The 635-nt window shown below is 37.2% G+C and carries 1 protein-coding gene; it reads left to right on the top strand.

Features of this window, described 5'->3' with window-relative positions:
• Window positions 1-635: DUF5343 domain-containing protein (locus ACFQ2O_RS22150; RefSeq protein ID WP_377533178.1), on the top strand; the 635-nt coding region annotated here is incomplete at both ends.

The raw sequence follows: 635 nt of genomic DNA on the forward strand, positions 1-635 counted from the left end.
TGGTGGAGTTTAAGAAAGAAATTACATCAGACTCTTCCAAGAGAGATAAGCGTAAATTATTTAGAAACTGCGCTAGGTCTTGGCCCATCAGCTGCAAAAAAGTACCTAAGCCCTATTAAAAAATTAGGTTTAATTGGTGATGATGGTAAGCCAACTGATAGAGCAGTTAAATGGCGAGGAGATCAAAAAGACTATGAAGCTGCATGTAATGAGATGCTCGATGAAATTTATCCAGATGAACTGAATGATGCTATACACGACCCACGTGAACAAAAGGAGAACATCATTAAGTGGTTCATGAATAAGCTTAGAATAGGTAATGCTGCTGCAACAAATTTAGCGTCTTTTTATATTTTGATAAGAGAGGCTGACTTAAGTAGTGAACCTGAAAGTAACGGCAGCATAAGTACTAAAACTGACAACAAATCAAAACCTAAGCAAAAAGCTACACCATCTAACACAAAGAAAGACGCTATAAGCACTATTGTATCACAGCCTACAACTCAAGAAGTTCAAGCAAAACAAAACTCTCGCTTTCAGAGGCTGTTTAAATTTCATTTGGATAATTTCTTAAGCATGATGTGTATCATGGTAATCTGTATCATGGTTTCGGCTGATTTGGTGCTGCGCTCATA

The organism is Pontibacter rugosus, assembly GCF_042678745.1.
Lineage (GTDB): Bacteria > Bacteroidota > Bacteroidia > Cytophagales > Hymenobacteraceae > Pontibacter > Pontibacter rugosus.